Origin of the sequence: Kribbella sp. NPDC050124 (assembly GCF_044460355.1) — a bacterium.
In the GTDB taxonomy this organism is placed as follows: Bacteria; Actinomycetota; Actinomycetes; order Propionibacteriales; family Kribbellaceae; genus Kribbella.
In genome coordinates this window covers 1-23,496 of sequence record NZ_JBITJU010000032.1, presented here as the reverse complement: position 1 = coordinate 23,496, position 23,496 = coordinate 1, and the positions used below count along the sequence as shown (strand labels likewise).

Genomic DNA, 23,496 nt, shown 5'->3' with positions numbered 1-23,496 from the left:
CATCAGAAGACCTCGCCCAGCCCGGCAGCCTGCAGAGGGTGCTCGCCGGTGCGCGGGCCTGGCCGCTCACCGCAGAGCCGGGGCGTGGGGAAGACCTTGCCCGGGTTGGCGATGCCGTCGGGATCGAAGGCACAGCGGAGCAGTTGCATGGTGTCCAGATCCGCGGCCGTGAACTGCTTGGCCATCTTCAGCTTCTTTTCCTGGCCTACCCCGTGCTCGCCGGTGATCGACCCACCGGACTGGATGCACAACTCGAGAATGTCCCCCGCGAGCTCTTCGGCCTCGTGGGCCTGCCCGTCGATCGCGTCGTCGAAGAGCACAAGCGGGTGCAAGTTCCCGTCGCCCGCATGGAAGACGTTCGCGACGCGCAGACCTTTTTCGTCGGCCATGCGTCCGATCTCCCCGAGAACCTCGGGCAGCTTCGTCCGGGGGATGACGCCATCCTGGACGTAGTACGACGGGCTGATCCGGCCGACAGCGGCGAAGGCCGACTTCCGGCCCTTCCACATCAGGCCGCGTTCGATGTCGTCGGCGGCGATGCGGATTTCGAAGGCACCGCGTCGCCCGGCGATCTCCTCGACCTGCCGGAACTGAGCCTCGACCTCGACCTGCGGTCCGTCGAGCTCGATGACCAGTACGGCGGTCGCGCCCTGTGGATATCCGCACGCGACCGCGGCTTCCGCGGCCTCGATCGACAGGGCGTCCATCATCTCGACCGCCGCGGGCAGGATCCCGGCTGCGATGATGTCGCTGACCGTGCCGGCAGCATCCTCCACGGAGTGATAACCAACCAGCATGGTCTGGACCGTCTCGGGCACCCTGATGAGGCGCAAGGTGAGCTCGGTCGCCACGCCGAGCGTTCCCTCGCTGCCGATGAAGGCACCGAGCAAGTCGTACCCGGGGTGCTCAGCCGCCCGTCCACCGAGATGCGCCACTTCGCCGTCGGGCAGTACGACTTCGGCGCCGAGCACGTGGTTCACGGTGAAGCCGTACTTCAGGCAGTGCGCACCACCGGCGTTCTCGGCGACGTTGCCGCCGATCGAGCACACTAGCTGAGACGACGGGTCTGGCGCGTACAGCAATCCGTACGGCGCTGCGTCGCGCGTCACCCAAAGGTTGATGACCCCTGGCTCGACAGTCACCTGTGCGTTGTCCGGATCCACCGGGCCGAGGCTGCGCAGGCGCGAGAGCACCAGCAGCACCCCGTCCGCCCGCGGCAGCGCGCCGCCAGACAGTCCGGTTCCCGATCCACGAGCGACGAACGGAACCCCAGCCTCCGCACACAGCCGGACACAGTCGATGACGTGCTCCCTGCTCTCCGCGAGCACGACGATTGCCGGCGTGACCTTGAAGTTCGTCAGGCCGTCGCACTCGTACGTACGAACCTGCGACCGCTCCGTAAGCACCCGCGCGGCGCCGATCGCCGTACGAAGCCTGCCGGCCAGGTCGCGCACTCCCCCTTGACTGCTCACGGGACCGGAATCTCGGTGAGATCGGCGATGACTCGGTCCGGCACGACGGACGTGGCTCCTCCCGCGGGTACGCCGGTCGTCACCAGAACCGAGAACAACCCGGCGCGCTGCCCAGCCTGTACGTCGGTGCGTAACTGGTCGCCGACCATGACGCTGTTCTCGGGACTGGTGCCGAGGCTCTGCAAGGCCAGGGAGACGAGCGTCGGCTCCGGCTTCCCCACCACGACAGGCGTGGCGATGTGCTCGGTGGCCGCCTGGACTGCCGCCATGATGGTGCCGGCGCCGGGATCCAGGTCGGCTCCGTGCGGGATCAGCCGGTCCGGGTTGGTGGCGATGAAATCGGCGCCATCCAGAATCAGTCGTACGGCGTTCCGCAGCTTGTCGTAGGTCAGCTCACGATCCAGCCCGACGACCACCACCTCGGCCTTCTCGTCGGAGACGGAGAAACCAGCTTCGGTCACCGCCTCCGACAGCGCGGCGGCACCCACGACGTACACCGGCGTACCGTCGGGGTAACGGTCGGCCAGCAGGCGTCCGGTCGCGTGCGCCGTGTTGACGATCTGCCCGGGTTCGGTGGGATGCCCCATCCTCGTCAGCTTCGCCGCGAACTGCTCGCGGGACTGGGTGGAGTTGTTGGTGACGAACCGGACCGGGACGCCGCTCGTACGACAGCGAGCCAGCGTCTCGAAGGCGCCGGGGATCGGAGTGTCTCCGCGATATACCGTTCCGTCCAGGTCGAGGACGAGGGCGTGGATGTCGGGCCACGGGCGGTTCTTGTGGGTCGGCTGATGCGTCACGGCTCCATCACCATGCCGCCGTTGACATGCAGGATCTGCCCGGTGATGTAGCCGGCGCCGGAACTCGCCAGGAACAGCGCGGGCCCGACGAAGTCGTTGGGCTGCCCAACACGACCCAGCGGGATCTTGCCGGCGTGCCGCGCCTCGGTCTCCGCGCTCGGCCGTCCGTGCATCGGCGTGTCGACGATGCCGGGGGCGATCGCGTTGACGGTGATCCCGTACGACGCGGTCTCGTACGCCAGCAGTTGAGTGATCGAGTGCACCATGGCCTTAGAGAAGCAGTAGTCCGCGCCACCGGCCTGGTAGTTCAGCACCGCGGCCCGCGACGACAGCGACGAGCCGGTGTTGATGATGGCTCCGCCGTGCTCCCGCATGGACTTCTCCACCACGATCCGGGACAGGGCGAGCACGGAGCCGGCGTTCACGTCGAGCGTGCGGTCCCAGCGGTCGCTGCTCCCGGACAGGATGGACTGGCCGGACTTGATACCGGCGTTGTTGACCAGCACGTCGATCCGGCCGTGCTGCGCGACGACATCGTTCACGACCTGGGCGAGCTGTGCATGGTCGGCCACATCGAGGGCGACGCCGGAAACGTCGGCGGAGCTCACCTCGTCGGCGAGGGCCTTGACGGCGTCCTCGGCGAGGTCGGCCGCGATCACCGTGGCCCCCGCGCGGGCGAAGCCCTCGACGAGCGCCCGGCCGATGCCTCCGGCGGCGCCCGTGACGATGACCACCTTGCCGGTGACGTCGAACAATTCGTGTGTCATGCATACTCCTTGAGGGCGGCATCGGAGGTGAGGAAGTCGTCGACCTCTGCCGCGGTGGGCATCGAAGGTTGTGCTCCCCGTCGGGTGACGCTGAGGGCCGCGACCGCCTGTCCGTAGACGACAGCGTCGACGTCTGCCCGGCCGGCCAGCAGACCGGCGGCCAGCCCAGCGTTGAACGCGTCGCTGGCGGCGGTGGTGTCCACCGGGACCACGGGAAAGGCCCGGCGGACACCGCTGTCCGCAGCTCCGGCGTAGGCGACGCCATGCGCGCCGAGGGTGACGATCGCGAGCCGAGCCCCGAGGCTGCGGAGGCACTCGGCCGCGGCGATCGCCGAACGGTCGTCGGAGATGGACAGACCGGTGAGAACCTCGGCCTCGGTGGCGTTCGGCGTGACGATGTCGACACCGCGCCAGAGGTCGTTGCTCAGCGGCGCACTGACGGGCGCCGGGTTGAGGATGAAGGTGAATCCGGTCCGCAGCCGCAGCTCGGCGAGCCGGCGGATCACGACGTACGGCACGCCCATCTCGGCCACCACCAGTGTGGCGGGATCGAGCAGTTCCGGGATCTCGTCGAGGTCGCCGGCGTTCATGTACCGGTTGACACCTTCTGCCACACCGATGACGGTCTGCGCGTCGCGGTCGACCATGATCAGCGCGACGCCGGACGTTCCGTTGTCGACGACGCGCACGTGCTTGGCCCCGACTCCTTCGCGGGACAGCTCGCGCAGGAGCGTGCGGCCGTGCTCGTCCTCGCCGACGCGGCTGACGAGATTGACGCGGGCCCCCAGCCGCGCGGCGCCGACCGCCTGGTTGGCAGCCTTCCCGCCGCAGGCTGTGCGTAGATCGCCGAGCACAGTCTCGCCGGAGGTGGGAAGGTGCTCGACGTAGAGCGAGATGTCGAGGTTCGACGTACCGACCACAAGGATCGAGCCGTCGGTGGGGTCTGCTGCCTTCACGTCCAATCTCCTCCTCCGGCCGCGGACCGGGTCGGCACCCACGGCGGCTCCGTCTCCTGCGCCCAGCGCGGCGGGGCGGCCTTGAACTGCGTGACGACATCCATCACGGCCCGTTCGATCGGGATCCGCTCGATGCTCGAGGCCCCGACGAAGCCGACGCAGCGCGTTCGGGCGTACACGGCATCGAGATCTGCCGGCTCAGCCAGCGTGCCGCCGTGCGCGAGGAAGATCAGGTCGTCCCGGACGCCGGAGGCGGCAGAGATCATCCGCTCCAGCTCATCGATCTGACTCTCCCTGGTCTCGTTCGTCTCATGGCCGACTAGCCCGCCCGCCGTAGCACCGACATGCGGCACGAGGCAGTCGACGCCGGCCTGCGCCATCCGCTCCGCGTCCTCGGGAGTCGCGACGTACGACAGTGTGAACAGGTTGCGGCCGCGCGCGAGCTCGATCAGCTCCACCTCTCGGGTGAACCCGAGCCCGACGCGTTCGCGCCGGTCCCGCCACAGCCGGCCCATGGTCGAAATGGTCGGATAGTTGATGACTCCTGAGAAGCCCGCGGCCTCGAACAGGTCCAACAGCCGTTCGAGGTCGAGTCGGGTCGGGTCCCAGGCCTCGATGCCGCCGATGACCGGCACGCTGGTCACCACGTTCGTGATCTCCTCGGCCATCTCGAGGGTGCTGGCGTTGGAGTCGCCGATCCGGCTCGTCGGCAGACCCATCAGCCGGGACCGGCCGGTGCTGTAGACAACGATCAGGTCGGCACCGGCCTGGGCTGCACACTTCGCGACCAGGCCACAGCTGCTGCCGGCCGCCAGGACCGGAACACGCCGACTGATCGTCGTTGCGAGAGCATCGAGGATCTCCGCGCGCATGAACCTCTTCATGCGTGCCCCCAGGAGGTAGTTGCTGCCAACGCCTGCACCATCCACTCGACGGCCCCGGCGGCGACGCCCGGGTCGTTGATGTGCTCGTCCGTGGTCACGAGTTCCACGTCCGCGGCGAGATCGCTCTTGACACCGCCCAGCCACGCGCGGTCCGCGACGGGATCGTGGAAAGGGCCGCCGGGCCGGTCGTAGTCGGAGAACCCTCCGCCCGTCCAGTGCACCCGCCGGGTACCGGTGCCGCCCTTGAGGCGCTTGGCCACCAGCTCGCCGATCTGCCGATTCTCGTCGGGTGATGTCCGCAGGAGGGTCGTGTACTCGCTGTGCCGGTACGAGTTCCGGCCGCGGAACCGCTCCGGGATCGTGTCGGGGGCGCCGAAGTTCACCATGTCAGCCGCACCGGGGGCGATCCAGTGCGGGATGCCCGCACGCCCGGCGGCACACAGGCGGTCCGGGCCGGCGCTCGCCGTACCGCCGAGCAGCTCGTCCGCCAGCTCGGTGGTGGTCAGGTCGATGAGGCCATCGATCTGTCCCTCGTCGATGAGGCGTTCGAGCAGGCGGCCGCCGGCACCGTTGGCGGGAAAGACGAGCGTCTCCACACCCTGCTGCCGCAGGCCGGTGACGCACGCCATCGCAGCCGTTGTCGTCACCCCGAAGGACGTGACCGCGACCGTCCGTGGTCCCGAGGTCCTCGTGTCGGTGGGATCGCCACTACCGGCGAGCACCGCGGCACGATGCAGTGCTTGACGGGTGAGCTCGTTCAGCCCCATGAGGTCGACCAGCGTCGGGAAGACCACGGTTGTCGACGTGCTGGCGATCCGGGCCAGGACCTCGGCCCGCGCACTGGCGACGAGAATCTTCAGAGATGTCAGGGGCAGATCGGCGGTCGCCGTGGCGAAGAGCGCGGCGCCCTTGCCCCCGGTGATACCGACCGCTGCCCGCAGATGACCTGAGGCCTGCAGGTCGCGCAGGACCTGCCGCGCGCCGTCGGCCATCGCCGCCAGCGCGGTCGCGGGATCCTGGTCGGCGATCAGGCGGTCCAACTCGGCGCCGCCGGCAGCGGCGACCTGCCTTCGCGAGACCGCGGACGGTACGGCCGGCTCGCCGAGAACTCCGGTGTCGACGACCCAGCCCCGCAGGCCACGAGCCGCGAGCAGTCCGAGCAGATGCTCGACCTCCTCGCCCTTCGTGTCCAGCGTGGCCAGCACCGCCACCACGTCGCCATCGGGCATCGAGTAGTCGGTCACAGTCGTTTCCGTTCTTCCGCGGTGATGTCGCCGCCGGCGACATAGCCGGAGGTCAGGTTGGGTCCCAACGTTCCGCCGGCGCCGGGGTAGCCGCTGCCGGTGGCCGCTGCCATGGCGTTCGAGCAGGCGTACAGCCCGGCGATGGGTGTGCCGAAGTTGTCCAGCACGCGGCCACGGGCATCGGTCTGCAGCCCGCCTCGGGTACCGAGCGTGCCGACGATCACGGGGATGGCGTAGAACGGCGCCTGGCGCAGTTCGCCGAGACAGGGATTCGGGCCGTGCTTCGCATCGCCGTAGTGCCGGTCGTGCCGGGACTCGCCACGATGGAAGTCCTCGTCGACTCCGTTGGCGGCGAAACGGTTGAAGCGCTCGACCTGCTCGGCGAGTCCGGTCGCGTCGATGCCGGCCTTGGCAGCGAGTTCCTCCAGGGTCGCGCCGGCGTACACCCAGTCCGGGGTCGCTTCCTGGCCAGGTTTCAGGGTCGCGAAGGAGTAGCTCCGCCGGAACCGTTCGTCGAAGACCATGAAACTCGTGAGGTTCGGGTAGCTGAACCTGTCGGGATCGAACACCTGGAACGCGGCGGCCATGTCGCTGTAGGAGCCCGCCTCGTCGACGATGCGCCGGCCGGCGGAGTTGACGATGATCGATCCCGGAAGCGCCCGCTCGCCCGAGATGAAGCGTGTCCGGGGGCGGCCCTCGATCGTCTCACCAGGAATCTGGAAAGCGACGTGGTATGCCCCGGCGGTCATGTTGCGCACCGCGGCGCCGACGTCCATACCCATGAGCAAGCCGTCACCTTCGTTGTACGGCGGGCTCATGGGACCGAGGTCGGGTCCCTTGAGGAAGTGGTTCTTGAGCTCCTCGTTCCATTCGAAGCCGCCCGTCCCCACGACCACCGCACGGGACGCGCCGTACGTGAGGGTGCCACCCTCCGCCGCTTCGGCGACGACACCGACCACACGGCCATCTTCCTTCACCAGCCGGGTCGCACGGCGTTGCAGGACGAAGTCGACTCCGGCGTCGGCACACGCCTTCACCAGTCCACCGACCAGAGCCCGGCCGAAGCACCATACGTTCTTCTCGAGGCGGCCATCGATCAGCGCCTTGGTGGCGAGGCCGCGGCGGCGTTCCTCGTAGGTGTAGGGCTCCGGGTACCAATGGCTGGGCCGGATCAGGTCGGCTGTGTCGCCGAGTTGGTCGGCGTCGACCGGTTGGTTGTCCAGGGCCCGTGAGCCCTCCTTGGCTCCAGGGAACTCGGAGTGGTAATCAGGCCGATCGATCGGGTACAGGCGGACAGGCGTGGACTCCTCCAGCCAGCGCACCATCTCCGGTCCGTTGTCGACGAACGCCTCGATCAACTCGTGCGGTGCCTGCGGGCCCGAGGTGGCCGACAGGTACTCGATGGCGTCCTCGCGGCTGTCGGAGATCTCGGTCTCCTTCATGTGGTGGTTGTTCGGGATCCACAGCATCCCGGCCGAGACGGCTGTCGTCCCGCCGAGGTACTCCGTCCGCTCGAGCACTCGCACGCGCAACCCGGCCTGTGCCGATCTCAGCGCCGCGCACAAGGCGGCACCGCCCGATCCGAGCACGATCACATCCACGTCGTCGCCACTGTTCATTCAGAAGTCCATTTCGAGGGGGAGAATCAGGTCAGGTGGTTCGCGAGCGTCGCTGCAGGCGGTCCAGAGCGAGCGCGGCGATGATCACGAAGCCCAGTGCCAGCTGCTGGTAGAAGGCCTGCACGTTGATCAAGGTCAGACCGGCTTGCAACGCCGCGATCAGCATCGCGCCGGTCACCGCCCCGAACACGCTGCCCTCACCACCGCGCAACGCGGCGCCACCCATGACCGCCGCGGCGATCGACGGCAGCGCCAGGTCCGTGCCCACAGTCGGATCGGCCGCACCCAGCCGCGCGACCAGGATCATCCCGCCGAGCGCCGACAGGGCCCCGGCCAGGACGTACGCACCGGTCAGGTACGCCGACACGTTGATGCCGGACAACCGTGCGACTTCGGGGTTGCCGCCGATCGCGACGCAGTACTCACCGAAGCGGGTGTAGGCCAGCAGCAGGACCGCGAGCACCGCGGTGACGAAGAGGATGACAACCGGGATCGGGATCGTGGCGATCTTCCCGGCCAGCAGGTCGAGGAACGGCCCGGGCAGCGTGTAGAGGATCTTGCCGTTGGTCACCAGGAACGCCAGACCACCGAAGACGCTCATCGTGCCCAGCGTGACGATGAAGGGCGTGATCCGCAGCCGGGTGATGATCAGCCCGTTGATCAGCCCGGCGATGCTCCCGGTCGCGATCCCCGCGAGCACGCACACCGCGATCGGCACACCTCTCACGAGCAGTGTCCCGGTGATCATCGCCCCGAGCGCCAGCATCGTGCCCATGGACAGATCGATCCCGGACGTGATGATGACGAACATCTGGCCGATGGCGAGAATCGCGGTGACCGATCCCTGCAGAAGGATGTTGATCAGGTTGTCCGAGGTGAGGAACGCCGACGTCTGACTCGCGAAGATCGCCACCAGCAGCACGATGGCGACGAGCAACCCGGCCTGGCGCTGGATCGGAGCCAGCCGGCGGAACCGTTGGGTCCCTGACCGCTTGTCCGCGGTCCTTGACTCCGGCCGGGGCATCGACAGGCTTGCGGCGCCGGACGTTTCCTGCAGCGTGTTGTGCTCGGTCATGATGCTCTCGTCTCCAGGTCGAGGCTTGCGGCTGCCACGATCGCTTCTTCGGTCGCTTCGGCACGTGTGAGTTCGGCGACGACGGACCCCTTCCGCATCACCAGCACGCGGCTGCTCATCCGGATCACCTCGGGCAGCTCGGACGAGATCATCAGGATGCCCGCACCGGCCGCCACCAACTCGTCCATCAACCGGTAGATCTCGCCCTTCGCCGCAACGTCGATACCGCGCGTCGGCTCGTCGAAGATGTAGATGTCTGCCGCGGTCGTCAGCCAGCGGGCGAGGACGACCTTCTGCTGGTTGCCCCCGCTCAGTGCTCCGGCAGGGCGGAGCACCGAGCCGGCCAGGGCGACACGGGACTTCTGCCGCTCGGCGAGTGCGCGCTGCCTGCGACGGCTCAGCGCACCGAACCGACCCGGTGGACGGGGCAGGCTGACGTTCGACGCGATCGACATCGCCAGCGCCAGCCCCTGCTCCTTGCGGTCCTCCGGCAAGAAGGCGATCCCGGCGTCGATCGCCTTCCTCGGCGTCGCTTGAGTGAGCGGACGGCCTTTGATCGTGACGGTTCCAGCGTCCAGGGGATCCGCGCCGACGATGCTGCGCGCCACCTCGGTCCGGCCGGCGCCCACCATCCCGGCCAGGCCGACGATCTCGCCGGCCGCCACGGTGAAGGAGACATCCTGAAAGACCCCGGTACGACTCAGCCCTTGAACGCGCAGCAGTTCCGCTCCGGTTCGGGTCGTCGGGGCAACCGCCGCCTTGTCCAGGTCCCGGCCGACCATCATGGAGATGACCTCGGCCTCGGTGAGATCCGTTGCCATCGGCAAGGAGCGGACCTCCTTGCCGTCCCGCAGCACGGTCATCCGGTCGCCGAGCTCGAAGACCTCGGGCATCCGATGCGACACGAACACCAGCGCCCGCCCCTCGGCCCGGAGGGTCTTCATGATCTGGAACAGGCGCCGGGTCTCCGGCTGACTCAGTGTCGCGGTCGGCTCGTCGAAGATGATGAGCCTGGCGTTGATCGTCAGCGCGCGGGCCAGCTCGACGATCTGCTGCTGAGCGACGCCCAGCGTGGCCACGGAGGCCGTCGGGTCGCCGTGGAAGCCCAGCCAGTCCAGTACCTCGCGGGCCCGTCGTTCGCGATCGGCGCTGTTGACGACACCGAAGGTGGACTGTTCCCGGCCCAGCATCACGTTCTTGATCGCACTGATCTGCGGAATCAGGTGCAGCTCCTGGTGCACCATGGCGATTCCGTGGCCGAGCGCGTCAGCGGGCGAGTGCAGGTCGACCTGCCGGCCGTCGAGCCGGATCGTCCCGGTGTCCGGGATGACCTGGCCGAACATCGTCTTCAGCAATGTGGACTTCCCTGCGCCGTTCTCCCCGACCAGCACATGGATCTCTCCGGTCCGGATCGAAACGTTGACGCCGTTGAGTGCCTGGACGCCGGGATAGCTCTTGCTGATGTTCTCCAGCTCGAGGAAGGGGGCGGTCGCGGTGGAAGCAGTCATGGGATCAGCTCGGATTGACGGCCTGCAGGCCGTCGTCGGTGTACATCTCGCCGACGTTCTTCTTGTCGACCAGGACGGCGGACGTCAGGACGAACTCGGGGACGTCTTGCCCTTGGACCAGCGCCAGCCCGCATTGCACGGCCCAGTACCCCTGCGAGTACGGCTGCGGTGTCGTGCTCGCACTCAAGGTGCCCTTCTCGATCGCCTTGATCGCGGACGGGACGCCGTCGGTGCCCACCACGATGACCTTGCCGGTCCGTCCGGCGTCGGCGACGGCCTTCACCACACCGAGCGCCATGGTGTCGTTGTTGGCGTAGATCGCGGCCAGATCCGAATTTGCCTTGAGCAACGACGAGGCCGCGTTGTACGCCTTGCTGGCGTCCCAATCGCCAGGCACACTCGCCACGAGCTTCAGGTTGCCGGCTTTCGCGACGGCCTCCTTGAAGCCCTGCGTACGCAGCTGCGCCGCGTTCGACCCGGCCGCCCCTTCGATCTGCGCGACCTTGCCGCCGTTCGGCAACTGGGTGGCGATGTACTCCCCTGCCTTGCCGCCTTCCACCAGCGAGGCCGGCCCGACGAACGTGGTCGCGTCGACCCGCGCGTCCTCGACGTTGACGATCGGAAGGCCTTTGGCCTGCATCTGCTTGATCGCCGGCGTGAGATTGGACGTCGACTCCGGCGACACCAGGAACACGTCGAAGGGCTGTCCGATCATGGTCTGAGCGATCGAGAGTTGCTGTGACTGGGCGGCCTCGCCGGACGCGGCCTGCACCGTGAGGTCGATGCCGTACTTCTCCGCCGCAGCCTTCATGCCGCGCTCGACTTCCTGCCAGTACTCGTTGGTCAGGGTCTTGAGCACCACGCCGAAACGAAGCTCCTTCTCGGGCTTCTTCAGCCCCGAGAACATCGCGCCGAGTGTGGTCGCGTCCGTCCCCTTCAGCCCCGCGTCACCGCTCTTGTAACCGTACTTCGCGCCGCCCCCGTCAGCACTGCTCGCGGCATTGTTGCTACTGGCCCCAGTGCAACCGACGATGACCGTCAGTCCGGCAACGGTCGCGAGGATCCCGGCACGTCGCCGCCTCGACCTGCTGTTGATTCGCACAGTTCTGCTCACTTTCGAACGTCGTTGCCCGGAGGGGGTTCCCGCGGTGCTGGTCATGCCGCACTCCTCGCGTCTACGCTGTCGTAACGTCGTCGTAACGCGCTTCAACTGTGGCCTTCGTCGCCACAGTGCCGTTAGACCACTTCGCAGCGATTGGCCCAAGAAAGAGGGCGCCTCTGTGGCAAGCAAGCTTGATCGAGTGGACAGCGCGACGCTGTGCCGCCTGCTGGGCAGCTGGACCGAGACCGGCACCAACCTCTGCGACCGCTTGGCCGAGGCACTCGTCGAGCTGATCACCAGCGGCGCCTTGCGCGACGGCGCCGTCCTACCGTCGCAGCGTGAGCTGGCGACCGCGCTCGGGGTCGCGCGTGGCACGGTCGCGGCGGCGTACGAGATCCTCGAGTCCCGCGAGCATCTGCGCTCCTATCCAGGATCCGGCTCCCGGGTCCGCAGGCACGGCATCGACCCCACGGCGTCACTGGACGGACGGCTCGCGTCGTTCACCAGGAACTTCACACCGGTCCTCGACTTCTCCAGCGGCGCGCTGCCGGCCCTCCCGATGGTCAGCGAGGCCATCGCCCGGCTGGACCAGGACGAGATTGCGAAAGACCTCGTCACCGACGGCTATCATCCCAGCGGTCTACCGCGCCTTCGCGCTGCCATCGCTGCCCGCTACGCGGCGGACGGCCTGCCGACAGACGAGCAACAGATCCTCGTCACGTCCGGTTCCCAGCAGGCGGTTTGGCTCGTGTCACAGGTCTTTCTCGGCCATGGCGACGATGTCATCGTCGAGGATCCCACCTACCGCGGAGCCCTTGAGGCGTTCAGCGCGGTGGGAGCCCGGATGACAACGATTCCCATGACCGCCGACGGCCTGGATGTCGCCCACCTGGCCCGGACACTCAAGACGCGGCGACCCCGGCTGCTCTATTGCCAGCCCACAGGCCACAACCCGACCGGGGTCAGTATGCCGGCCACCGCGCGCCGGGAACTCGCCGCGCTCGCCGACCGGCAGGGGCTGCTGACCGTCGAGGACGGGTCGAACGCGGACCTGATGCTCGCCGACCGCCGTACGGGCCCGTTTCTCGCGGGTATCGGCCCGTCGGGCCGGGTGCTGAGCATCGGCACCACGTCGAAGCTGTTCTGGGGTGGTCTGCGGATCGGCTGGATCCGTGGCGACGCGCCGATTATCGCCAGGCTGACCGAGGCGAAGAAGGCCGTCGACCTGGCCTCCGCGGTGCTCGAGCAACTCATCGCCGCGGACCTAATCACCCGGGCCGCGGAGGCCCGTGGCCAACGGGCGTCGAGTCTGCGGGAGCACCTGGCGACCGCCGAGCAGGTGGTGGGACGGTTGCGTCCGGCATGGAAATGGACCAGTCCGGCCGGCGGCACGGGGCTGTGGATCGACACCGGCGAAGACGCGGTCGCCTTCGTCGAGCGCGCGCGCCGGCGCGGCGTCCGGATCGTGCCCGGCCCGGCGTTCTCGGCGTACGGCGCGTTCCGGCATTTTCTCCGGCTGCCGATCTGGCATCCGTGCGCCGAACTCGAGGATGCCTTGGATCGCCTGCACCAGTGAGCCCCTTGCGTCCGGGGACGGACCTGTGCCACTCTCCAGCACAGCGTCACATCAGGTGAACGCTCCTCGGCGGTCGTCTCCCGGTCCCGCCCGCGCCGGGATCCGGCGGCCTGCCGTCATCACTGGAGGAAGATCTCAGTGATTCGTGACTTCACACCGGAACTGGTCGCACGGCTGACGTCGGGCGACACCTCGAGTCGCATGCACGCGGTCCTCGAGTACACCAAGACCATCGCCCACTGCGAGTCCGTCATGGTCACCTGCCGCGCGGTCGACGGCGGCAACGACGAAGTGATCGTGAACGACGGTTACCCGCCCGAGACCGTGCAGCACCTCGTCAGCGGAATCGACCGGATGCCGGAGTTCGGTCTGCAGTTCCGGCATCCCCTGCGGCTTCTCGGCTGGGAGGACACACCCGGCTTCTCGGATTCGTACACGGCCGCCGAAGTCCTCCAGCCGGCCGGGTATCGCAACGGCTTCACGCTGCTGCTCCAGGACGATCGGTACCGGATCGTCGGGGCGTGCATCGGGAACTTCGCGCGGAAAGACTTCACCGACACATGCCGGGAGATGCTCAACCAGCTGCGACCGGTGTTCGCCCGCGAGGTCGTCGGCCGATATCGGCAGAAGAGCATCGGACTGTCGCCCCGGGAGCACGAGGTGCTCGCCGCACTTCAGCAGGGCCAGTCCAACACAGAAATCGCCAATGGCATGGACATCTCGCCACGGACGGTCGCGACCCACGTGGAGAACGTCCTCCGCAAGCTCGGCGTCACCAACCGCGTCGCCGCAGCCGTCGCCGCGACGCAACTCGGACTCGCTCACTAGCCACTGCCGTGCAGGACGAGCCGCACCCGGTCTCGGCCACCTAGGTCCGGCAGTTCCAGCGGCAGGCAGAAGCTTACCGTGACCTCGGTGAATCCTTCCCGCCGGGTGACGACTCCGAGCGAACGCAGCTCGGTCTCGTCGCCGAGCAGTGGTTGCGTGTTCCAGATCAGGCGGACACTGCCGTCGCAGGGTTCGATCAAGGTCGCCTCCACAGACGCTGTGACCAAGCCGAGATTCTGGATCGTCACCGGGATGTGACACACCGTGCCCGGCCGAGTGTGCCGGACTGTCGGTTCGTGGAGCGACGCGTACACGCGGGCCTCGGGATTCACCGCGAGCGTGACACCGCTGGGGATCAGGGCCTGGGTGGTGGGGAGGTGACAGCTGTCCATCAGGAGCCTTCCTCGCATTCGGCCGCAATTTCGTCGTACCGTCGCCGCGCAAAGCCGAACGCGGCCTCCGCGTCGGCGCGCTCATCCGGACGAATGAACCGGATCTTCTCGTCCCAGAGGACATCGACTGCTTCGCGGCACCATTCCGCGCTGCGCCGCGAGGCACGGACCGGGCGTCCGTCGAGATGCACGAACTGCGGGTGCGTGTGCCCGCTGGGCAGGATCCGCAGCGCGATCCACGAGGACTGCTCGAGCTGGACGGAGAACTCGCGCTCCTGCACTGTTCCGTCCGCCGTGATCTCCCGGCGCTCGATGGTCGCGCCATTGACCACGAGTTCGAGCGGAACCGTCCTCGTATCCCCGAGACGCGCACGCTCGAGATGCCACGCGGGCCGTGCGTACGGCGGCGATTCGCGGATCGCCAGTACGTCGTCGGTGATCTCCTCTTCCAGCCGGGCCGCTACTCTCGCGTAGACCGTGACCGTGCCGGTGTCCAGCGCTGCGGTGAACTCGAGGAAGTGCGTGCGACCGTCGCCGAAGTACAGCCGACCTGATGTGAGCCCCTCTACCCAGGCCGGGTAGCCGTCGCCCCCGTCCATCGGGACGTCCATCGCAACGTAGGTCCTCCCGATGCCGGGACGCTCGTCGAAGATGCAGGGGTAGTCGGTCTCGCCGACCATGGCGAGCTGGAAGCCGCAGTTGAGCAGGTGGTACCAGGCGTTCAGCTCCATCGAGGGCAGCGCCTCGGCACCGGCGATGAAGTCGACCGTGCCATGGGTGACGTCCACGATCGCCTCGTTCGTCCCGATGCTGTTGAAGAGCGGCATCTCGTAGTTCGGCAGTTCCATGGACGCCACGTTCAGGCCGAATCCACAGTGGGCGTAGCCGACGACGGCGCCTTGTTCACGGCCCCACCTGGTGATCGGCAGCGTGTACGACGGCCAGTCGTCGATCATCGTCGTACCGGGGTAATCCTGGTCGGTCAGATTGAGGAGCATCACGTGACCGAGGTGACTGGACGGGAACCCGGAGACCTCCAGGTCGTAGCGGAGCGCACTCGACTGATCGAGCTCGGTCGTGGCGGTGGTGAAGACCTGGTTGTTCGCCGCCTGCATGCCCGGGTGCTCCAGCGTCGCCTCCGGACTGATCGGCGTACCGGTGAAGAACTGCTTTTGGTGGTAGTAGCCCGGGCCCCAGGTGAGGACGGCGCCGAGTGCGAGGCCCTCGCCGCGGACGTGCCGAATCATCGATTCCGGACGGACCCCTTGGGTGGGGACCAGGTAGTGGGAGCAACCGGCCGCATGGATATGCGGGTCGCTGGAGTACCAGCCGTGGCTTTCCGGGTCGATCCACCGCTCCAGCCGGATCATAACCGTCGCTCCCGGGCCGTTGACCTCGACCGATGTACTTACCGGCACGTACTCCGGTCCTCTTCGAGCCAGGACCGTGTACGAGCCGGCGGGCAGCCGCACCGTCTCACCGTGGCCCCGATAGATCTGCGGGTGGAACCGCATGTCCGGAGCGACCCGCATCGCCTGCGGCGGGTAGACGCGATCCTGCTCGTCCCGGATGACCAGGGAAGCGACGCAGGTGCGGCCCTGCTCGTCGCGTACGTCGAAGCTCACGTCGTACGAGCGCTCGACCTCGAAGTCGAGCTGCACCCATTGGTCTCCGGTGTGAAGGCCGATCGTGTCCGCGACCGCCGACAAACCGATGGTCGCGGTGCGCGGGTGGCCACTGCTGGAGTAGATGTGCAGCAGGCGGTATTCGATCGGGAGGCCCGATAGGGGCGCCGAGTCGCCGAGCTCCACCCGCAGCCAGGAGTCCCGGACCAAACCGGTCGTGTCCGGGCGGTCGAGGTTCCACGGAATCTGCGCCAGGCCGAAGCCCTCGGTGAACTCGCCGGGAGCCGGCGCCTGGCGGAAGCCAGGGATCGGGTTGGACGCCAGGTGCAGCGAGGCTGTGATCGCGTACGGATTGGCTATGCGCAGCAGGAAGGTCCGCCACCCACGTTCTACGAGGATCGGCGGCGCGGGACCACGGGTCAGAGTCGCGAACCCGCGGGCGTCGATGGTCGCATCGACGACAACCCGCTCCGCGAGCAGTTCCTCCGCCTCGTCCAGGTCATCGCACCCGGCGAGAACGGCGAGACGCTCGTTCGTCTCCGGTGGAAGTGGGGATCCGGCGGCAGCGAGCGCGTCGACGATCCGGCGGGCGGTGGCGAAGTATGGCTGACTGTGCGAGCAGGTCATCGGCACACGGTAAGGATCCCGGCCGGGTGTTCACATCCGTCAGCTGACGGAGAGCCTGAACAATGCTGCGCAGGCGGAAACACAACGTTAACAATGCCCTCCGTAGGTTGACGGATACGCGCCCGGGGATCGCGGGCCTAGTCTCGGCGAATCGGAAGCGACCGCCCATGTCATGCGGCGGTCGTGCTCCTACTCCCGAAGGACGACAAATGCATCCTCGAGCCGGCGCTGGCGCCGCGAAATCACTGTCCCTGACTCGCCGGAATGTCCTCAGGCTGTCACTTCTGGCGACCGCGGGTGCACCGCTGGTCGCCGCGTGCGGTACAGCGGCGGGAAGGGCCGGCGGAGATGGACCGATCACCATCGGTACGATCTTCGACGAAACCGGAAACCTCAATGTCGCGGGCCAGGCCAAGAAGCGCGCGGTGCAGTTCTTCGTCGACGAGACCAACGCCGCCGGCGGTCTGCTCGGACGGCAACTGGCACTGAAGTCCTACGATGCGCAGTCCTCGGTCGACAAGTACACGCAGTACGCCAACACACTCGCCCAGAAGGACCGTCCGGACGTCGTCACCGCGGGAATCACCAGCGCGAGTCGCGAGGCGATCCGGCCGATCTTCAACCGGAACAAGGCGCTCTACCTCTACGGCAACATCTACGAGGGCGGGGTGTGCGACAAGAACGAGTTCATCGTCGGCCCGGTGCCTTCACAGCAATTGCAGGTCCTGATTCCGCATGCCGTGAAGACCTTCGGATCGAAAGGCTACATCGTCGCGGCGGACTACAACTACGGGCAGATCTCGGCCACCTGGACGGAGAAGTACATCAAGGAGGCCGGCGGCGAGGTCCTCGGTTCGGACTTCGTCCCGCTCGAAAGCAGTGACTTCGGCTCGATCATCAGCAAGATCCAGCGCGCCCGGCCGGATTTCGTCTTCACGCTCATGGTCGGGAGCAATCACCTGGCCTTTTTCCGGTCCTTCGCGGCGGCCGGTCTGAAATCCTCGATCCCGTTGGTTTCCAGCAATTTCGGCGAGGCGGACGAACAGAAGATCCTCACGCCGACGGAATCCGTGGGTGTGCTGGTCGCCGCTCCGTATCTCCAGGAACTCGAGAACCCGGCGAACGCCGCCTTTGTCACCGCCTGGCAGCAGAAATTCGGTGCCGATGCCGGGGTCTCCGATCTCCAGATGATGCAGTACAACGTCCTGAAGTTCTGGGCCGCCGCGGTCGAAAAAGTGAAGTCCACCGACCACGGCCGGGTTGTCGAGGCCCTCGAATCCGGTATCACCATCGAGACGCCGTGCGGCACCGTCACCATGGACGGCCCCTCGCACCACGTCACGCAGCCGATCTCGATCGCGAAGGTCAACGACAAGGGCGGGTTCACCATTCTCAAGACCTTGCCCGCGGTTCCACCCAGCTTCGAACAGGAGAAGTGCGATCTGATCGCGAACCCGACGCTCAACAAGGCGTTCGTCCCGTGAGCGGCGTCGGCCCGGACGACCTCGTGAACCTGCTGTTCGGGGTCGGCTACTCCATCGCCTTCCTGACGATCATTTCGCTCGGTCTGGCGGTCGTGTTCGGAATGATGGGCGTCACCAACATGGCGCACGGCGAGTTCCTGATGATCGGAGCCTTTCTCACGGTGTCGCTGACCCGCGCCGGGGTGCCCCTGGGGGTATCGATGGCTATCGCCGGACTGATCGTCGCGGCGTTCGGCGCGTTGCTGGAACACATTCTGATCCGCCGGCTCTACGGCAGGCTCGAGGCGACCATGCTCGCCACCTTCGGTCTCAGCCCGATCCTCGTGCAGGCAGCGGTCCTCATCTGGGGAACGACGTCGGAGGGGATCCCGACACCGCTCGGCAGCTTCCGGGTCGGCGAGTACTCGTTCGCCACCTACAGCCTCGTCATCATGGCCGCGGCGGTCGTCCTCGTCGTTGCGGTGTACCTGCTCTACGCCAGGTCGCGCTTCGGCGTCATGGCTCGGGCGGTCGCCATGAATCCGGAGATGGCCTCGGCGATCGGCATCAACTCGGCACGAATCAACATGGGCAACTTCGCCGTCGGCGCCGGCTTGGCGGGAGTCGGCGGCGCGCTGCTCGCGCCAGTGGTCGCCGTCGCGCCGAGCATGGGCGCCAGCTACATCGCGCAAGCGTTCGTCACCGTGGTGCTAGGCGGTCCCGGTGTGGTGTCGGGGACTGCCGCCGCATCCGGTCTGCTGGGCAGCGTCCAGAGAGTCGTGTCCGATGCCTCGACAGCCTTCTACGGTACGGCGGCGCTGCTGGTACTTGCCATCGTGCTCATGCGGTTCCTGCCGACGGGGATCTCCGGCCGAGTCGGGAGGCAACTGTGATCCTACGACTGCTGAACGCACCGCTGGGACGGGACAGTGTCCTCGGGGGCCTGATCATACTTGTCGCAGCGGCACTGATGCCGATGGTCTCCGCATATCAGGCACAGATCTGGACGCAGTACGTCGCCTTCGGTTTGGTGGCGCTGAGTTTCGCCTTCGTCTGGGGCAAGGGCGGGATCTTCAGCTTCGGCCAGAGTGCGATGTTCGGCATCGGCGCCTACAGCTACGGCGTCGTCGCCGTGAACCTGCTGCCCCGCACCGGCGAGACCCTGACAGCGGTTTTGGTCGCAGCCGTGGTGAGCGCGGTGTTCGCCGCCGTCCTGGGGTACTTCATGTTCTACGGTGATCTCGGAGAGATGTATGTCGCGACCATCACCCTCGCGACGTCACTGGTCCTGCTCACCGTCATGGCCGGCACGTCGTCGTCGAAGTACCACATCGGCGATGCGCTGCTGGGCGGCTACAACGGCATGGTCGGCCTGCCCCCGATCACCATCGCGTCCGTCATACCAAGCGTCCCTGCCATGTCGGTGATCTTCATCTCGGCCGCCGTACTGCTGGTCGTGGCACTGCGGGCCTTGCTACGAGCCCCGTTCGGACGCGTGCTCACGGCAACGAAGAACAACGAGACGCGAACGATGCTGCTCGGCTTCGACATCCGCCTGTGCAAGCTGATCGCGTTCTCGATCGGCGGCGCGGTCGCCGGCCTCGGCGGTGTGGTCTATGCGACATGGGGCCTGTTCGTGAACCCCGTCATCTTCGGGCTGTCCCAGGCCGCACTGATCGCCATCTGGGTCCTCGTCGGCGGCCGGTCCTCACTCGTCGGCGCCTTCCTCGGCGTCATCCTGATCCAGCAACTGTCCGACCGGCTGGGCGGCGAGGGCGGAACGGCGACCCCGTTTGTCCTCGGCGGCGTGCTCATCGTGGTCGTCCTGATGCTGCCCGCGGGCGTGCTCCCGACCATCGTGTCCTTCGTCACGTCGAAGATCCCCGTCCTGCGCCGCCCACCGGTGGCGCTGCCGCTGCCCGAAGCCAGCGAGGACACGCTCTTCGCGGCCCACGAGGCACACGCCCCGGCGACGACCTACGTCCTGACCGCGACCGGCCTCGCGAAGCACTTCGGTGGTGTCCGCGCCCTGCAAGGGGTCGACATGACGTTCAGCAGTCCCGGTGTCCACTGCCTCCTGGGCTCGAACGGCGCGGGGAAGTCCACGCTCTTCAACCTCCTCGTTGGACGGTACTCGCCGTCCGAGGGACAGATCGCGTTCGCCGGCCACGACATCACCCGCTGGCGGGCGGACCGCCGCGCGCGCCACGGCCTCGGTATCAAGCTGCAGGTGGCGAGCATCTACGACGAACTCTCGCTGTTCGAGAACATCTGGCTCGCGGCCTACGGCAAGTCGCGGAACGTCGGCCGGGCGAACGCCCGGGCGGCCACGGTCCTGCGCTGGCTGGACCTTGCCGGCCGAACCTCCCAGACCGCAGGCTCGCTCTCCCACGGCGAGAAGCAGTGGCTGGAGATCGGCATGGTCGTCGCCTCCGACCCCGCTGTCGTTCTTCTCGACGAGCCGACTGCCGGCATGACCAGGGACGAGACCGCCCGAACAGCCGAGCTGGTGCGCGCCCTGGGCCGGCAGGTCCTGGTGATCGTGGTCGAACACGACATGGACTTCATCCGGATGCTCGACGCACCGGTCACGATGTTCCACCAGGGTTCGATCCTGACGACCGGATCAATGGACGAACTGCAGGCGGACGAACGCGTCCTCGACATCTACCTCGGGAGGTCGCAGAGTGTTGGTACTCAATGAGGTCCGCAGCGGCTATGCCTCGGCTCCGGCGCTGCACGGCGTGAACCTGACGATCACTCCCGGAAGCCGATCGGTGGTTCTCGGGCGCAACGGCGCCGGCAAGTCGACGCTGCTCAAGACGATCGTTGGGCACCTCCCACTGATGAGCGGCCGGATCGAACTCAACGGCCACGCCGTCGATCGGCTGGCGCCCCACGAACGCTGCCGGCGCGGGCTCGCGTACGTGCCGCAAGGACGGCAGATCTTTGGCAGCCTCACCGTCCGCGCCAACCTCGAGGCCGGCGGCTACGGAGCCGGCCTGCGGAGGGTGCAGCAGGCCGTCGACGACGTCCTGGACGAACTGCCCCTGCTGCGCACCAAACTCCGCGACCGAGGCGACAGCCTCAGCGGCGGCCAGCAGCAGATCCTGGCTTTGGGCCGCGCCCTCATGACCCAACCGAAGACCCTGCTCCTCGACGAACCCTCCGAAGGCATCCAACCATCCCTCGTCACCGAGATCGGCGACATCGTCGTACGCCTCAACCAGGACCGCGGCATCACCGTGATCATGGTCGAGCAGAACCTCGACTTCGCCGCCACAGTCGGCGACAAGGCCCACATCATGGAGAAGGGCACCATCGCCTGCTCGATGCCGACCAGCGACTTCGTGGCCGACCTAGCCCTCCAACACCGCTTCATGGGCGTCGGCGTCGCCGCCGACTAGCGGCTCGCGTCCGAGGAACGGAACGCGGTCGGAGTGCTGCTGGTGAAGTGACGGAAGACCCTGGCGAAGTGCTGGCTGGAGCTGTAGCCGAGGGCGCCGGACAACGCGGTGACGGCCAGGCCGCTGTCCTTCAGCAGTTGCTGTGGACGTTCGGTGCGGCGCTCGTTGAGCAAGCGGCGAGGTGGCTTGCCTACGTGCTTCGCGAACAGCTCAGCGAGGTACGTCGGCGCGAGACCAACCCGGTCCGACAGCTGCCGAAGGGTCCACCGCTGGTGAAGCTCCTGCTCCAGATGGAGTTTCACAGTCTGCACGGCTGGGTGCATGTCTGCCGGTTCAGTCGTCATACCTGACGAGGTGGTCAGTGTAGCCGTCATCGCAGACGAAGGTGGTGCCGGTGACATACCGGGAGCGGTCGCCGGCCAGGAATACCGCCAGCTCGGCGACGTCGTCAGGTCTTCCCAGGCGCCCGGCCGGGATCCAGGACTCGAACCGACCCCGGCCGACGGCGGCGATCAGGTCCCGGTTGTGGTCGGTCTCGATCGCCCCAGGAGCGAGGTTGTTGACAGGGATGCCGTCGCGGCCCAGCTCCAGCGCCGCCGTCCGCGAGGCCATCGCGAGCGCGGCCTTCGACGCACAGTAGCCGAGATTCCCGCGCACCGGGACATCCTGATGGATCGAGGTCACGTTGATCACACTCGCCGCCGGGGATGCCCGCAACGACGGCAACAGGCCCTGCATCAGCAGGATCGGGGCGACGGCATTGACCTCCAGCATCTGTCGCAGGCCGGATTCGGCAAGGTCGCCGACCCCGCCGGCGAACTCGACGCCGGCATTGTTCACCAGGATGTCGAGTGCGCCGGAGTCGGCGACTGCCGCGGTCAGCGTCTCCCGCCCCTCGGCCGTCCGCAGGTCGGCAGCGACGAAGCGCGCCTGTCACTGAGCCGGGGATCCGGCGCGAAAGGCTGATCGTGGGTGATGACCTCGGCTCCGGCATCCGTCAGGGCCAGCGCGATCGCCGCACCGATTCCGCGACCACTCCCGGTCACCAGCGCCCGGCGCCCGGACAGCTCTCCACTCACCACGACGGCATCGCCGGCCGCCAGTCGGGCCGCCACGGATCCGGGCCATGGCCGGAGGTGCCCTCGACGTACACGTTCGCGAACCTGCCACTGCGATGCAGCTCTCGATACGTCTCGACCTTCCCACGGTCGAGCTCGACGCCCCACCCCACGCCTTCGGGCGGCCGTACCTTGCCGTCCCCGTCCGGTAGCAGCCGCGGACCGGTGATGACGTCGTCGACCAAGTGGTGGTAGTGGGCATCGACCGCGAGCGTCAGGTTCGGCAGCGTGACACCGGTGTGCGCCATCACCGCCATACCGATCCCGAGTTCGATGCCGGAGTGCATCCCCATGCCCAGGCCGAACACGTGGCAGATGTCCGCGAGCAGCTGGGTCCGACTTGGGCCACCCCAGTACCACGGGTCGGACAGGACGACGTCGACACTGCCTTGGCTGATTGCTCCCGGCAACTCGTCGAAGTCGACCACGATCATGTTCGTGGCCAGCGGCAACCGGGTCCGGCTGCGAAGCTGCGCCATACCGGCCTGGGCAGGCGTCGGATCCTCGTAGTACTCGAGCCCGATCTTCTCGAACTCGACCGTGTAGGCGGCCGCGGTCGCCGGCGTCCACGCCGCGTTCGGGTCGAACCGCAGCCGGCATCGGGCAGCCGGCGCCGGATCTCCCGTACCGCGGCAACCTCGGCGGCCGGTCCCAGCACTCCGCCTTTGAGCTTGATCGTCTCGAAGCCGTGGGTCGCAGCCAGACCCGCCGCGTGCTCCTCCCCCATGGCCTCCGGCGTATCGATCGCGACATGCTCGTCCGTCGCGTACCGGAAGAAGTAAGCCGCCATCGGTATCGAGGGCCGCGGCGCGCCGCCCAGCAGCCGGCTCGCAGGGACCCCCGGCAGCACGCGCTTGCAGATCACCTCGGCGGCGCTCGCGGCGGTCTCGGCCAATCCGCTCAGCCCGTCGGCCGTCCGCACCTCGACGATCGTCCGTATAAGCTTCGATCCGTGGAGCGGTAGGTGCTGGTGCGTCTGATTCGGCTCTGGGTGTGGCCTGGTGCGTCGGGGCGTGAGTGTTTTGCTGGTCTGCCC

20 protein-coding genes and 1 pseudogene are annotated in these 23,496 nt (G+C 67.5%); 6 read left to right on the top strand and 15 right to left on the bottom strand.

The features are described 5' to 3' along the window. Positions 1-2 precede the first annotated feature (2 nt). The 10 genes from ACIBL3_RS42010 to ACIBL3_RS41965 are packed head-to-tail and all read right to left on the bottom strand — an operon-like array spanning position 3 to position 11,436. Complete coding sequence (locus ACIBL3_RS42010; protein WP_396359593.1) at positions 3-1,472, bottom strand: FAD-linked oxidase C-terminal domain-containing protein; 1,470 nt, start codon at positions 1,470-1,472, stop codon at positions 3-5. Beyond that, positions 1,469-2,269 (bottom strand): HAD-IIA family hydrolase, encoded by an 801-nt coding sequence (locus ACIBL3_RS42005; RefSeq protein WP_396359592.1) that lies wholly within the window; start codon positions 2,267-2,269, stop codon positions 1,469-1,471. Before ACIBL3_RS42005 ends, ACIBL3_RS42010 begins: the two co-directional genes overlap by 4 nt. Next, complete coding sequence (locus ACIBL3_RS42000) at positions 2,266-3,036, bottom strand: SDR family NAD(P)-dependent oxidoreductase (RefSeq protein WP_396359591.1); 771 nt, start codon at positions 3,034-3,036, stop codon at positions 2,266-2,268. The genes ACIBL3_RS42005 and ACIBL3_RS42000 overlap by 4 nt, the downstream gene beginning before the upstream one ends. Beyond that, positions 3,033-3,992, bottom strand: coding sequence for a ribokinase (locus tag ACIBL3_RS41995; protein WP_396359590.1), 960 nt, complete (start codon positions 3,990-3,992; stop codon positions 3,033-3,035). The genes ACIBL3_RS42000 and ACIBL3_RS41995 overlap by 4 nt, the downstream gene beginning before the upstream one ends. Continuing rightward, the gene (locus ACIBL3_RS41990; RefSeq protein WP_396359589.1) at positions 3,989-4,876 is read right to left on the bottom strand and encodes a phosphoenolpyruvate hydrolase family protein; all 888 of its coding nucleotides are present in this window, start codon (positions 4,874-4,876) and stop codon (positions 3,989-3,991) included. The genes ACIBL3_RS41995 and ACIBL3_RS41990 overlap by 4 nt, the downstream gene beginning before the upstream one ends. Continuing rightward, a complete protein-coding gene (locus ACIBL3_RS41985; protein WP_396359588.1) occupies positions 4,873-6,120 on the bottom strand; it encodes a Tm-1-like ATP-binding domain-containing protein in 1,248 nt (415 codons plus the stop codon). The genes ACIBL3_RS41990 and ACIBL3_RS41985 overlap by 4 nt, the downstream gene beginning before the upstream one ends. Continuing rightward, the gene (locus tag ACIBL3_RS41980; RefSeq protein ID WP_396359587.1) at positions 6,117-7,739 is read right to left on the bottom strand and encodes an FAD-dependent oxidoreductase; all 1,623 of its coding nucleotides are present in this window, start codon (positions 7,737-7,739) and stop codon (positions 6,117-6,119) included. The genes ACIBL3_RS41985 and ACIBL3_RS41980 overlap by 4 nt, the downstream gene beginning before the upstream one ends. A gap of 31 nt (positions 7,740-7,770) precedes the next feature. Continuing rightward, positions 7,771-8,814, bottom strand: coding sequence for an ABC transporter permease (locus ACIBL3_RS41975; protein ID WP_396359586.1), 1,044 nt, complete (start codon positions 8,812-8,814; stop codon positions 7,771-7,773). Then, entirely contained in the window at positions 8,811-10,322 is a 1,512-nt protein-coding gene (locus tag ACIBL3_RS41970; RefSeq protein ID WP_396359585.1) for a sugar ABC transporter ATP-binding protein, read from the bottom strand. The genes ACIBL3_RS41975 and ACIBL3_RS41970 overlap by 4 nt, the downstream gene beginning before the upstream one ends. A gap of 4 nt (positions 10,323-10,326) precedes the next feature. After that, positions 10,327-11,436 (bottom strand): substrate-binding domain-containing protein, encoded by a 1,110-nt coding sequence (locus ACIBL3_RS41965; RefSeq protein ID WP_396359584.1) that lies wholly within the window; start codon positions 11,434-11,436, stop codon positions 10,327-10,329. Positions 11,437-11,623: 187 nt separating this feature from the next. On the opposite strand from ACIBL3_RS41965, the gene ACIBL3_RS41960 reads away from it, so the two are divergent. Next, the gene (locus ACIBL3_RS41960; RefSeq protein ID WP_396359583.1) at positions 11,624-13,000 is read left to right on the top strand and encodes a PLP-dependent aminotransferase family protein; all 1,377 of its coding nucleotides are present in this window, start codon (positions 11,624-11,626) and stop codon (positions 12,998-13,000) included. 138 nt (positions 13,001-13,138) lie between these two features. Next, a complete protein-coding gene (locus ACIBL3_RS41955; RefSeq protein ID WP_396359582.1) occupies positions 13,139-13,828 on the top strand; it encodes a LuxR C-terminal-related transcriptional regulator in 690 nt (229 codons plus the stop codon). Here ACIBL3_RS41955 and ACIBL3_RS41950 read toward each other — a convergent pair. Together ACIBL3_RS41950 and ACIBL3_RS41945 are read right to left on the bottom strand one after the other, a co-directional pair. Further along, positions 13,825-14,220, bottom strand: coding sequence for a hypothetical protein (locus ACIBL3_RS41950; RefSeq protein ID WP_396359581.1), 396 nt, complete (start codon positions 14,218-14,220; stop codon positions 13,825-13,827). The two genes, ACIBL3_RS41955 and ACIBL3_RS41950, sit on opposite strands and share 4 nt — an antisense overlap. Further along, a complete protein-coding gene (locus ACIBL3_RS41945; protein ID WP_396359580.1) occupies positions 14,220-16,472 on the bottom strand; it encodes a CehA/McbA family metallohydrolase in 2,253 nt (750 codons plus the stop codon). The genes ACIBL3_RS41950 and ACIBL3_RS41945 overlap by 1 nt, the downstream gene beginning before the upstream one ends. A gap of 209 nt (positions 16,473-16,681) precedes the next feature. Here ACIBL3_RS41945 and ACIBL3_RS41940 point away from each other — a divergent pair, with 209 nt between their 5' ends. The 4 genes from ACIBL3_RS41940 (at position 16,682) to ACIBL3_RS41925 (ending at position 21,342) form a co-directional block, all read left to right on the top strand. Continuing rightward, positions 16,682-17,956 (top strand): transporter substrate-binding protein, encoded by a 1,275-nt coding sequence (locus ACIBL3_RS41940; protein WP_396359579.1) that lies wholly within the window; start codon positions 16,682-16,684, stop codon positions 17,954-17,956. Next, positions 17,953-18,828, top strand: coding sequence for a hypothetical protein (locus ACIBL3_RS41935; RefSeq protein WP_396359578.1), 876 nt, complete (start codon positions 17,953-17,955; stop codon positions 18,826-18,828). The genes ACIBL3_RS41940 and ACIBL3_RS41935 overlap by 4 nt, the downstream gene beginning before the upstream one ends. An 83-nt stretch (positions 18,829-18,911) precedes the next feature. Continuing rightward, entirely contained in the window at positions 18,912-20,639 is a 1,728-nt protein-coding gene (locus tag ACIBL3_RS41930) for an ATP-binding cassette domain-containing protein (RefSeq protein ID WP_396359577.1), read from the top strand. Beyond that, entirely contained in the window at positions 20,623-21,342 is a 720-nt protein-coding gene (locus tag ACIBL3_RS41925) for an ABC transporter ATP-binding protein (protein ID WP_396359576.1), read from the top strand. Before ACIBL3_RS41930 ends, ACIBL3_RS41925 begins: the two co-directional genes overlap by 17 nt. Here ACIBL3_RS41925 and ACIBL3_RS41920 read toward each other — a convergent pair. The 3 genes and pseudogenes from ACIBL3_RS41920 to ACIBL3_RS41910 form a co-directional block, all read right to left on the bottom strand. Next, positions 21,339-21,686, bottom strand: a complete 348-nt coding sequence (locus ACIBL3_RS41920; protein ID WP_396359575.1) for a helix-turn-helix transcriptional regulator — start codon at positions 21,684-21,686, stop codon at positions 21,339-21,341. The genes ACIBL3_RS41925 and ACIBL3_RS41920 overlap by 4 nt on opposite strands. Continuing rightward, positions 21,676-22,260: pseudogene (locus ACIBL3_RS41915) on the bottom strand (SDR family NAD(P)-dependent oxidoreductase); the annotation flags it as partial. The gene ACIBL3_RS41920 and the pseudogene ACIBL3_RS41915, both read right to left, overlap by 11 nt. Before the next feature lie 157 nt (positions 22,261-22,417). Next, positions 22,418-23,053: an enolase C-terminal domain-like protein gene (locus tag ACIBL3_RS41910; RefSeq protein ID WP_396359645.1), complete on the bottom strand. Its 636-nt coding sequence runs from the start codon at positions 23,051-23,053 to the stop codon at positions 22,418-22,420. Between the last annotated feature and the right edge of the window lie 443 nt (positions 23,054-23,496).

Excerpts from the sequence above, each read along its gene's own strand:
- ACIBL3_RS42000 (WP_396359591.1), bottom strand. The coding sequence starts at position 3,036 with ATGACACACGAATTGTTCGACGTCACCGGCAAGGTGGTCATCGTCACG.
- ACIBL3_RS41990 (WP_396359589.1), bottom strand. The coding sequence starts at position 4,876 with ATGAAGAGGTTCATGCGCGCGGAGATCCTCGATGCTCTCGCAACGACG.
- ACIBL3_RS41980 (WP_396359587.1), bottom strand. The coding sequence starts at position 7,739 with ATGAACAGTGGCGACGACGTGGATGTGATCGTGCTCGGATCGGGCGGT.
- ACIBL3_RS41975 (WP_396359586.1), bottom strand. The coding sequence starts at position 8,814 with ATGACCGAGCACAACACGCTGCAGGAAACGTCCGGCGCCGCAAGCCTG.
- ACIBL3_RS41970 (WP_396359585.1), bottom strand. The coding sequence starts at position 10,322 with ATGACTGCTTCCACCGCGACCGCCCCCTTCCTCGAGCTGGAGAACATC.
- ACIBL3_RS41950 (WP_396359581.1), bottom strand. The coding sequence starts at position 14,220 with ATGGACAGCTGTCACCTCCCCACCACCCAGGCCCTGATCCCCAGCGGT.
- ACIBL3_RS41945 (WP_396359580.1), bottom strand. The coding sequence starts at position 16,472 with ATGACCTGCTCGCACAGTCAGCCATACTTCGCCACCGCCCGCCGGATC.
- ACIBL3_RS41940 (WP_396359579.1), top strand. The coding sequence starts at position 16,682 with ATGCATCCTCGAGCCGGCGCTGGCGCCGCGAAATCACTGTCCCTGACT.
- ACIBL3_RS41930 (WP_396359577.1), top strand. The coding sequence starts at position 18,912 with ATGGTCTCCGCATATCAGGCACAGATCTGGACGCAGTACGTCGCCTTC.
- ACIBL3_RS41920 (WP_396359575.1), bottom strand. The coding sequence starts at position 21,686 with ATGACGACTGAACCGGCAGACATGCACCCAGCCGTGCAGACTGTGAAA.